Here is an 8,658-nt window from a genome sequence, read left to right as displayed (position 1 = left end):
GGTAATCAAATAATGAGTACAGAGAAATATACACCGAGATTAGCAGCAAAGTACACTAAAGAAGTGGTACCTGCTCTTATGAAGAAGTTTGCTTACTCAACTGTAATGCAAGCACCTAAACTAGAAAAAATCTGTATCAACCGTGGTGTTAATGGTGCGGTTACAGATAAAAAACTAGTAGACATTGCAGTAGAAGAACTGAATATGATCACTGGTCAGAGGGTTGTTCCTACTATGTCTAAGAAAGACATTTCTAACTTTAAATTACGTAAGGGTATGCCAATTGGTGCCCGTGTAACTTTAAGAGGTGAGAAAATGTATGAATTCCTTGACAGATTAGTTTCTGTTGCCTTACCACGTGTTCGTGATTTCAAAGGAATCAGCGACAAAGCTTTTGATGGTAGAGGTAACTATACCCTTGGTGTTACTGAACAAATCATTTTCCCTGAAATTGATATTGATAAAGTAAACAAAATCACCGGGTTGGATATCACTTTTGTTACAACAGCAAATACCAATGAAGAAGCTTACGAGCTTTTGAAAGAATTGGGTATGCCGTTTAAAGGAACCAAGAAAGATTAATTAAACACAGAACAAAAAATTATGGCAAAAGAATCAGTAAAAGCCAGACAAAGAAAGCGCGAGAAAATGGTAGCTCAGTATGCTGAAAAGCGTGCGGCTTTAAAAGCAGCAGGTGATTATGCAGGATTGGATCTACTACCTAAGAATGCTTCTCCGGTACGTTTAAAAAACCGTTGTCAGCTTACAGGAAGACCTAAAGGATACATGCGTTATTTTGGTCTGTCAAGGGTTATTTTCCGCGACATGGCTTTGAATGGTATGATTCCAGGCGTAAAGAAAGCAAGCTGGTAATCTACCCGCTGCTAAAACAAAATTTAGAACTGATATAATAATAATAATATGGTAACTGATCCAATAGCAGACTTCTTAACTAGAATTCGTAATGCTCAGTTGGCTGGTCACAGACTGGTTGAAATTCCTGCTTCCAATTTAAAGAAGCGTTTAACAGAAATCTTATACGATCAGGGTTATATTCTGAAGTATAAATTCGAAGACGATAACAAGCAAGGTCTAATTAAGATCGCGCTTAAGTATGATCCTGCTACCAAACAACCAGCTATCCGCTCTTTGGAAAGAGTAAGCCGTCCAGGTTTACGTCAGTATGCTAAGCCTGCTGAAATTAAAAGAGTAATCAATGGTTTGGGAGTTGCAATCTTAAGTACTTCTAAGGGAGTATTGACTGATAAGCAAGCCAAGGCTCAGAATGTGGGTGGTGAAGTATTGTGTTACATTTCTTAATTTAATGAGTTCCGACAATTAAGCCTCTTAGTCGTGGCTGAACACGGAGCGTTTATATTCATAAAAATAAAAATCGACTATGTCTAGAATTGGTAAACAACCAGTAGTAGTTCCGGCAGGTGTAACCATAACCGTTGATGCAGAGAACGTTTTAACAGTAAAAGGTCCTAAAGGACAATTGTCTCAGGCAATTGACAGAGATATCACTGTAACTATTAATGAAGGTAATATTACACTTACCAGACCAACCGATCAGATTCGTCACCGCGCCATGCACGGCTTATACCGTTCTTTGGTAAGCAATATGGTGAAGGGTGTAACTGAAGGTTATAAGAAAGAATTAGAGTTAGTAGGGGTAGGTTTTAAAGCTGCAAACTCAGGTAATTTGCTGGATCTTGCTTTAGGATATTCTCACAATATCATCATCGAAATTCCAAGTGAATTAAAAGTAACCACAACCAACGAAAAAGGTCAAAACCCTAAAGTTTTCCTTGAAGGTATTGACAAGCAATTGATTGGTCAGGTAGCGGCCAAATTGAGAAGCTTACGTAAGCCTGAACCATACAAAGGAAAAGGTGTGAAATATGCTGGTGAAATCTTAAGAAGAAAAGCAGGTAAATCAGCAGGTAAATAATTAAACTAACAATCCCCCGGCCGAATCGGAGGTATAAAATAAAAAACAATGGGTAAATTAATTCAAAGGCAAAAAATTAGATACCGCATCCGTAAGAAGGTTGCTGGTACAGCTGTAAAGCCACGCCTTTCTGTTTTCAGAAGCAATGCCGAAATCTATGCTCAATTAATTGATGATGATAATGGAGTTACAATAGCTGCTGCATCTTCAAGAGATAAAGACATCGCTGCTCAGAAAGTTACCAAGATTGAAAAAGCTAAAATGGTAGGTGCTGCAGTTGCAACTAAAGCTTTGGCTCTGGGTTTAACAAATTGTGTATTCGACAGAGGTGGAAATCTATATCATGGCCGTGTGAAGTCTGTTGCAGACGGAGCAAGAGAAGGTGGTCTGGTATTCTAATTACTAACATCAATTTAATCGCTCAATAAATGTCTAAAGTAAGCGTAAATAAAGTAAAAGCGGGTGGCGACATCGAATTAAAAGATAAGGTTGTTGCTATTAACCGTGTGGTAAAAACCACAAAAGGTGGCCGTACATTCAGTTTCTCTGCACTTGTTGTTGTTGGAAACGAAAATGGTATTGTAGGACAGGGTCTTGGTAAAGCAAAAGAAGTACAGGAAGCAATTGCTAAAGGTATTGAAGATGCTAAAAAGAACCTGGTTAAAGTACCTGTAATGCACGGTACAATTCCTCACGAACAGTGGGCTAAAGATGGTGCTGCCAAAGTACTTATTAAGCCAGCTGCACACGGAGCGGGAGTTATCGCGGGTGGTAGCATGCGTTCAGTTTTGGAAAGTGCTGGTATTACCGACGTACTTGCTAAGAGCCTTGGATCAGCAAATCCTCACAACGTAGTTAAAGCTACTATTAAAGCGTTAAGCCTTTTAAGAGAACCAGTACAGGTTGCTAAAGGACGTAACATTAAATTGAGCAAAGTATTCAACGGATAATATTTATGAAAAAGATTAAGATCACACAAATAAAAAGCGGTATCGACAGACCTGAGCGTCAGAAGCAAACCCTTATTGCGCTTGGTTTAAAGAAGTTGAATGCCTCTAGAGAAGTAGAAGCTACTCCACAAATATTGGGTATGGTTAACAAAGTTAGCCACCTGGTGAAGGTTGAAGAAGTTGCTTAATTAAAAATTTTTTAAGTCAGTAGTTTGGATATACCGTTTCATGCGGATATCTTTACTCCTGACTTTTATTTATTATAAACAACGCGAGGGGTGATACCCCGTAAGTTCAAAATCAAAGTAAAATGAAACTACACAATTTAAAGCCTGCTGAAGGTTCGGTTAAAAGAGAAAAAAGATTAGGTCGTGGTGAAGCATCTGGTAAAGGTGGTACTTCTACCAAAGGTAACAAAGGTGGTCAAAGCCGTGCCGGTTACAAGAGCAAAATGGCTCATGAAGGTGGTCAGATGCCTATTCAGCGTAGAATTCCTAAACGTGGATTCAAGAACAATAACAGAGTTGAATACAAAGTATTTAATCTAGGTCAATTAGATCAATTGGTTGAGAAATACGGTTTCACTGAAATTTCTCTTGAGAATTTATACATCAATGGTTTAATCAACCGTACTGATAGTGTTAAGGTATTAGGTAATGGCGAACTGAAGACTAAGCTCAGTTTCAAAATTAATGCCATCAGCGAAAAAGCAAAAGCTGCTATTGAAGCTGCAGGCGGAACAGTTGAGATTATCAAATAATTAAGTTTAACGCCATTTAATTTAGTGAAGTGAAAAAACTAGTTCAGACTTTTAAGAACATTTGGACCATTGAAGAGTTACGTAACAAAATTATTGTAACCCTTGCTTTGGTGTTAACTTATCGTTTTGGTACGCATATCGTTTTACCGGGTATTGACCCGAATAAAATTGAAGCTGCTGCCAATTCAGCTAAGAGCAATGGCCTCTTGGGCATATTTGATATGTTTGCCGGTGGTGCCTTTTCACAAGCTTCTATTCTTGCCCTGGGTATCATGCCTTATATTTCTGCATCTATCTTTATGCAATTGATGACCATTTTGGTTCCTCAGTTACAAAAGGTTCAGAAAGAGGGAGAGAGTGGTCGTAAAAAAATCAATCAGTGGACCAGATACTTAACAGTGCTGGTTACTTTATTCCAGGCAGGTGCTTATGTTGCCTACCTGAATAGCCCGGGATATGCAGAAGCAATTTTACCAGCATACAAGCCTTTCTTCTGGTTTTCAACAGTTGTTACCTTAACTGCAGGTACTTTGTTTGTAATGTGGTTGGGTGAAAGAATTCAGGATAAAGGATTAGGTAATGGTACTTCAATCATCATTATGGTTGGTATCCTTGCCCGTCTACCTCAAAGCATCATTCAGGAATTTGGTGCCAAAGGTGTTAGCGGTGGCGGTGGATTGTTAATCTTCTTAATTGAAATGGCCGTATTGGTTTCCATTATTATGGGATTGATTATCCTGGTTCAGGGTGTAAGAAAAATACCAGTTAACTACGCAAAACAAATCATTGGTAGCAGACAATTTGGCGGCGCACGTCAGTTTTTACCTGTAAAAGTGAACAGTGCTGGTGTCATGCCTATCATTTTTGCGCAGGCCATTATGTTCCTGCCTACCTTGGTTTCTTTTACTAATCTGGATTCTGCTTCCGGCATTGTGAAAATCTTTAATGATCACAGCAATGCTTGGTATATGTTAATTTACTCTGTAATGGTAATTGGTTTTACTTTCCTTTACACTGCATTGATATTTAACCCTAAGCAGATTGCAGAAGATTTAAAGCGTAATAATGGATTTGTCCCTGGTGTTAAACCCGGGCAACCTACTGCGGATTATATTGGAGCAATTATGGATAAGATTACTTTACCTGGCGCTATTTTCTTAGCATTGGTTGGTATTCTTCCCGGCTTTGCTCAACGTCTGGGTGTTACGCAAGGTTTCAGTACCTTCTTCGGTGGAACTTCCTTATTGATTATGGTGGGTGTTGTTTTAGATACCTTACAGCAAATTGAAACCTACTTGTTAATGCGTCAGTACGATGGCTTAATGAATAGCGGAAGAGTTCAGGGAAGACAAGGGGTAACCAGTTCTACCATCTAGTATCAAATAAAATAACGAACTTTGTAAACCTGTTTGGCATTGCTGAACAGGTTTACTTTTTAATAGACAATGACCAGAAGAAATAAAGAGATGATTATATATAAAACGGATGCGGAAATAGCTTTAATGAAAAATGCTGCTGTTTTAGTTAGTAAAACACTGGCTGAAGTGGCCAAAATATTGAAGCCTGGAGTTACAACGCTTGAAATTGATAAGCTTTGTGCCAATTTTATTCAAAAGCACAATGCTACTTCCTCTTTTTTAAATTACAGAGGCTATCCCTTCACTATCTGTGCATCAGTGAATGATGTGGTGGTTCATGGATTTCCCAATGATACCCCATTAAAAAATGGTGATATTGTTTCTATTGATATGGGCGTTATTTTAAACGGTTGGCACGGTGATCATGCTTATACTTTTATTATGGGCAATGCAGATCCTGCAGCCATTGAACTGGTTAAGGTTACCAAAGAGTCTCTTTACAAAGGCATTGAAAAAGCAATTGTAAATAATAGGATTGGTGATATTGCCTATGCCATTCAGGAGCATACAGAAATTAAACACGGGTATGGCGTAGTAAGAGAACTGGTAGGACATGGTTTGGGAAGAAGCCTGCACGAAGATCCGCAAATGCCCAACTATGGTAAAAGAGGTACAGGACCCAAGTTGAAGGAAAATCTGGTGCTGGCCATTGAGCCAATGATTAATATGGGTAGCAGGGAAGTATATACTGATGAGGATGGATGGACCATTAAAACCAGAGACGGGAAGCCTTCTGTTCATTTTGAACACGATGTTTGTGTAAAGAGAAATAAGGCTTTAATCCTTTCTGATTACAGTATTATTGAAGCAGAAGAGAAAGCCAATCCACATTTGAACTCCAGTTATTATTAGTATTCAATTTTATAAATGAAAAAGCTGGTTGTGGTAGGAGGTGGGGCTGCTGGATTTTTTTGCGCTGTTAATGCAGCGAGAATGAATCCGGCTTTAGAAGTAATACTATTGGAAAAATCAGCTAAACTACTATCTAAGGTAAGAATCAGCGGGGGTGGCAGATGCAATACAACGCATGAATTATTTGATATCCCGGCCCTGGTAAAAAAATATCCCCGCGGTGAGCAATTTGTAAAAAAAGCCTTTCATCAGTTTAACACGAAAGACACAATCGATTGGTTTAGCGAACGAGGGGTTAAGCTTCATGCGGAAGCTGATGGAAGAATGTTCCCTGTTACCAATCAGTCTGCTACCATTATTGATTGCCTTTTAAGAGAAGCAGATCTGTATAAGGTTAAAGTATGCATGAATACTGGTGTGCAATCGATTGACCAATATAATGATCAGTGGAAAATTCATACGGATAAAAAGGAAGAGATTATAGCAGATGCAGTTTGTGTTGCTTGTGGCGGCTTACCTAAATTGTCTATGTTCAGCTGGTTACAAAATACAGGACATCATATTATTACACCTGTTCCTTCCTTGTTTACGCTGAATATGCCTAAACATCCCATTACAGCTTTAATGGGAGTCTCGGTTCCTAATGTTTCTCTTAAAGTAGTTGGTTCTAAATTAAAGGAATCCGGCCCTTTATTAATTACACACTGGGGGTTGAGCGGCCCTGCTGTGCTGAAACTATCTGCCTGGGGTGCAAGACAATTAGCAGATCTTAATTATCATTTTGATGTTGCCGTTAACTGGCTGGATGAGATGAATGAAACAGCTTTAAGAGAGGAATGGTCATTTTACCGGGAACAGATGGCTAGTCAAAAAATGGGGAATAAATCGCCCTTTGCTTTGCCCAATCGTTTATGGCAATTCTTATTGCTCGAAGCGGGTATTGGTGCAGATACCAAGTGGGCTGAATTAAAATCTGTTCAGCAGAATAAACTGATTCAGCTGTTAACCCACAGTGTATACGCTATATCCGGTAAAACCACATTTAAGGAGGAATTTGTAACAGCAGGAGGTATTTCTCTTTCTGAAATTCATCCACAGTCCATGGAAAGCAGAATTGCCCCGAATCTCTATTTTGCAGGCGAAGTGATGGATGTGGATGGAATTACCGGTGGATTTAATTTTCAGCATGCCTGGACCAGTGGCTTTATTGCAGCCAAGGCGATTGCCCAAAAGTTTGCATAACTCAAATTCTTTGCTTAACTTATTGCAAGAAATTATTTTCTATGCATAAAGTAAGTGATATTCTCAATCGTAAAGGAGCTCAGGTAACCATAGTTTCCCCGGATACAACCGTAATTGATGCCTTGAGAGTCATGGCAGAAAAAAATATCGGATCGGTTGTGGTTATGGACAAAGAACGTTTCTTGGGAATACTGACAGAGCGTGATTACTCCAGGAAAGTGATACTGATGGGAAGGCATTCCAGTGATACCCCTGTTAGTGAAATTATGAGTGCAGATTTTCCCATGATTACTTTGTCTGATACAGTTGAACATTGTATGCAATTAATGAGTACCAGAAGAATCCGGTATTTGCCAGTTATGCAAAATGATCAACTTGCCGGAATTGTCAGCATGAACGATGTGGTGGCCGAGACCATCCTGAGTCAACAGCAAACCATTTCACAATTAGAAAACTATTTACAGTCTTAACCAGCTGACCTTTAATGGGGTTAAGGCTTTCTTAGGTTTGTAGAAGGTCCCGCCCATAAAGGCTAATGACGCTTTCCTGCTGTGTAATAACCAGTTATCAAAGATTTTGTTAATTCCCTTCTGCTTATTACAAGAATGCATAATTTGTTATTCACTAAACTAATTGTATGAAAAAATATGTAATCGGATCTGCCATGCTTTTTCTGGGTGTAAGCACTTTAGTAAATGCTCAGCAGGTGCCAACTCCCCCCGCTAAACCAGCTACAGCAGATACGGCCAAACCGGCTGCAGCCCCCAAAAAACAAACTGTTGCAGATAAAACAAAAGGCACCAAAAAACTGGAAGGTCTTTTTACAATTTACCAGGATACCACTACCGGTAGTTTGCAGATGTATATTAGAAAAGACCAGTTAGATAAAGAATTTATTTATCAAAGCTTTTCTATCAGTGGTCCTACTACTTTGTTTCTGAATCAAAGCATGCACAGAAACACAGCAGTATATAAGATTAAAAAAGCTTTTGATAAACTGGAGTTTTCTGAAGTAAATACCAATTTTTATTATGACCCGAAAAATGCAGTGAGCAAATCTGCTGATGTTGATAAACCTGAAGCTGTTTTCTTTAATGACAAGTTCAGCATTGAAGATGAAAATGGATATCTGATTAGTGTGGATGGTTTGTTTTTAAGTGAGAAAATGGATCCGGTTAAACCACAAATGGCACCTAGTCCAATGGCGATGTTTATGTTTAATCTCGGCGGTTTAAATCCCACCAAATCTAAGTACGCCGACATAAGATCTTATCCGAATAATACGGATGTAGTGGTGGATTTGTCTTACGATAATCCAACTACAATGGCCAGTGGAGGACCAGATGTTGTTGATCCAAGATATGTTCGCGTGAGAATGCAGCATAGTTTTCTTGAAATGCCTAAAAATGATTTCAGAGCAAGAAGAGACGATCCGCGTGTTGGGTTATTTCATGCAACAGAGAACCAAGTATAGTCGTGGGT

At 38.9% G+C, this 8,658-nt stretch carries 13 protein-coding genes; all 13 read left to right on the top strand.

Annotated features, from left to right (window positions below):
* Nucleotides 1-582: 50S ribosomal protein L5 (gene rplE, locus P767_RS0106820; RefSeq protein ID WP_456113450.1), on the top strand; the 582-nt coding region annotated here is incomplete at its 5' end.
* Between the two features lie 21 nt (nucleotides 583-603).
* Nucleotides 604-873, top strand: a complete 270-nt coding sequence (gene rpsN, locus P767_RS0106815) for a 30S ribosomal protein S14 (protein WP_026751409.1) — start codon at nucleotides 604-606, stop codon at nucleotides 871-873.
* 48 nt (nucleotides 874-921) lie between these two features.
* Nucleotides 922-1,320: a 30S ribosomal protein S8 gene (rpsH, locus tag P767_RS0106810; RefSeq protein ID WP_026751410.1), complete on the top strand. Its 399-nt coding sequence runs from the start codon at nucleotides 922-924 to the stop codon at nucleotides 1,318-1,320.
* Between the two features lie 79 nt (nucleotides 1,321-1,399).
* The gene (rplF, locus tag P767_RS18145; protein ID WP_026763913.1) at nucleotides 1,400-1,954 is read left to right on the top strand and encodes a 50S ribosomal protein L6; all 555 of its coding nucleotides are present in this window, start codon (nucleotides 1,400-1,402) and stop codon (nucleotides 1,952-1,954) included.
* Between the two features lie 48 nt (nucleotides 1,955-2,002).
* A complete protein-coding gene (rplR, locus tag P767_RS18140) occupies nucleotides 2,003-2,353 on the top strand; it encodes a 50S ribosomal protein L18 (protein ID WP_026763912.1) in 351 nt (116 codons plus the stop codon).
* Between the two features lie 29 nt (nucleotides 2,354-2,382).
* Complete coding sequence (gene rpsE, locus P767_RS0106795) at nucleotides 2,383-2,904, top strand: 30S ribosomal protein S5 (RefSeq protein ID WP_026751413.1); 522 nt, start codon at nucleotides 2,383-2,385, stop codon at nucleotides 2,902-2,904.
* 5 nt (nucleotides 2,905-2,909) lie between these two features.
* The gene (gene rpmD / locus P767_RS0106790; RefSeq protein WP_026751414.1) at nucleotides 2,910-3,092 is read left to right on the top strand and encodes a 50S ribosomal protein L30; all 183 of its coding nucleotides are present in this window, start codon (nucleotides 2,910-2,912) and stop codon (nucleotides 3,090-3,092) included.
* Nucleotides 3,093-3,214: 122 nt separating this feature from the next.
* The gene (gene rplO, locus P767_RS0106785; RefSeq protein WP_026763911.1) at nucleotides 3,215-3,664 is read left to right on the top strand and encodes a 50S ribosomal protein L15; all 450 of its coding nucleotides are present in this window, start codon (nucleotides 3,215-3,217) and stop codon (nucleotides 3,662-3,664) included.
* Nucleotides 3,665-3,693: 29 nt separating this feature from the next.
* Complete coding sequence (gene secY, locus P767_RS0106780; RefSeq protein WP_026763910.1) at nucleotides 3,694-5,040, top strand: preprotein translocase subunit SecY; 1,347 nt, start codon at nucleotides 3,694-3,696, stop codon at nucleotides 5,038-5,040.
* 69 nt (nucleotides 5,041-5,109) lie between these two features.
* Nucleotides 5,110-5,934 carry a type I methionyl aminopeptidase gene (map, locus tag P767_RS0106775; RefSeq protein ID WP_245586853.1) on the top strand — a complete coding sequence of 275 codons (825 nt, stop codon included), beginning with the start codon at nucleotides 5,110-5,112 and terminating at the stop codon, nucleotides 5,932-5,934.
* A 15-nt stretch (nucleotides 5,935-5,949) separates the two neighbouring features.
* Nucleotides 5,950-7,176 (top strand): BaiN/RdsA family NAD(P)/FAD-dependent oxidoreductase, encoded by a 1,227-nt coding sequence (locus P767_RS0106770; RefSeq protein WP_026763908.1) that lies wholly within the window; start codon nucleotides 5,950-5,952, stop codon nucleotides 7,174-7,176.
* 41 nt (nucleotides 7,177-7,217) lie between these two features.
* Nucleotides 7,218-7,646: a CBS domain-containing protein gene (locus P767_RS0106765; RefSeq protein WP_026763907.1), complete on the top strand. Its 429-nt coding sequence runs from the start codon at nucleotides 7,218-7,220 to the stop codon at nucleotides 7,644-7,646.
* A gap of 167 nt (nucleotides 7,647-7,813) precedes the next feature.
* Nucleotides 7,814-8,650, top strand: a complete 837-nt coding sequence (locus P767_RS0106755; protein ID WP_026763906.1) for a DUF5117 domain-containing protein — start codon at nucleotides 7,814-7,816, stop codon at nucleotides 8,648-8,650.
* Nucleotides 8,651-8,658 lie beyond the last annotated feature (8 nt).

This window comes from Sediminibacterium salmoneum NBRC 103935 (genome assembly GCF_000511175.1).
Lineage (GTDB): Bacteria > Bacteroidota > Bacteroidia > Chitinophagales > Chitinophagaceae > Sediminibacterium > Sediminibacterium salmoneum.
This window is presented reverse-complemented; position numbering and strand designations above follow the sequence as displayed.

Coding starts and splice junctions, on each gene's coding strand:
- rpsN (WP_026751409.1), top strand. CDS start 604: ATGGCAAAAGAATCAGTAAAAGCCAGACAAAGAAAGCGCGAGAAAATG.
- rplF (WP_026763913.1), top strand. CDS start 1,400: ATGTCTAGAATTGGTAAACAACCAGTAGTAGTTCCGGCAGGTGTAACC.
- rpsH (WP_026751410.1), top strand. CDS start 922: ATGGTAACTGATCCAATAGCAGACTTCTTAACTAGAATTCGTAATGCT.
- P767_RS0106765 (WP_026763907.1), top strand. CDS start 7,218: ATGCATAAAGTAAGTGATATTCTCAATCGTAAAGGAGCTCAGGTAACC.
- rplR (WP_026763912.1), top strand. CDS start 2,003: ATGGGTAAATTAATTCAAAGGCAAAAAATTAGATACCGCATCCGTAAG.
- map (WP_245586853.1), top strand. CDS start 5,110: ATGACCAGAAGAAATAAAGAGATGATTATATATAAAACGGATGCGGAA.
- rplO (WP_026763911.1), top strand. CDS start 3,215: ATGAAACTACACAATTTAAAGCCTGCTGAAGGTTCGGTTAAAAGAGAA.
- rpmD (WP_026751414.1), top strand. CDS start 2,910: ATGAAAAAGATTAAGATCACACAAATAAAAAGCGGTATCGACAGACCT.
- rpsE (WP_026751413.1), top strand. CDS start 2,383: ATGTCTAAAGTAAGCGTAAATAAAGTAAAAGCGGGTGGCGACATCGAA.
- P767_RS0106770 (WP_026763908.1), top strand. CDS start 5,950: ATGAAAAAGCTGGTTGTGGTAGGAGGTGGGGCTGCTGGATTTTTTTGC.
- P767_RS0106755 (WP_026763906.1), top strand. CDS start 7,814: ATGAAAAAATATGTAATCGGATCTGCCATGCTTTTTCTGGGTGTAAGC.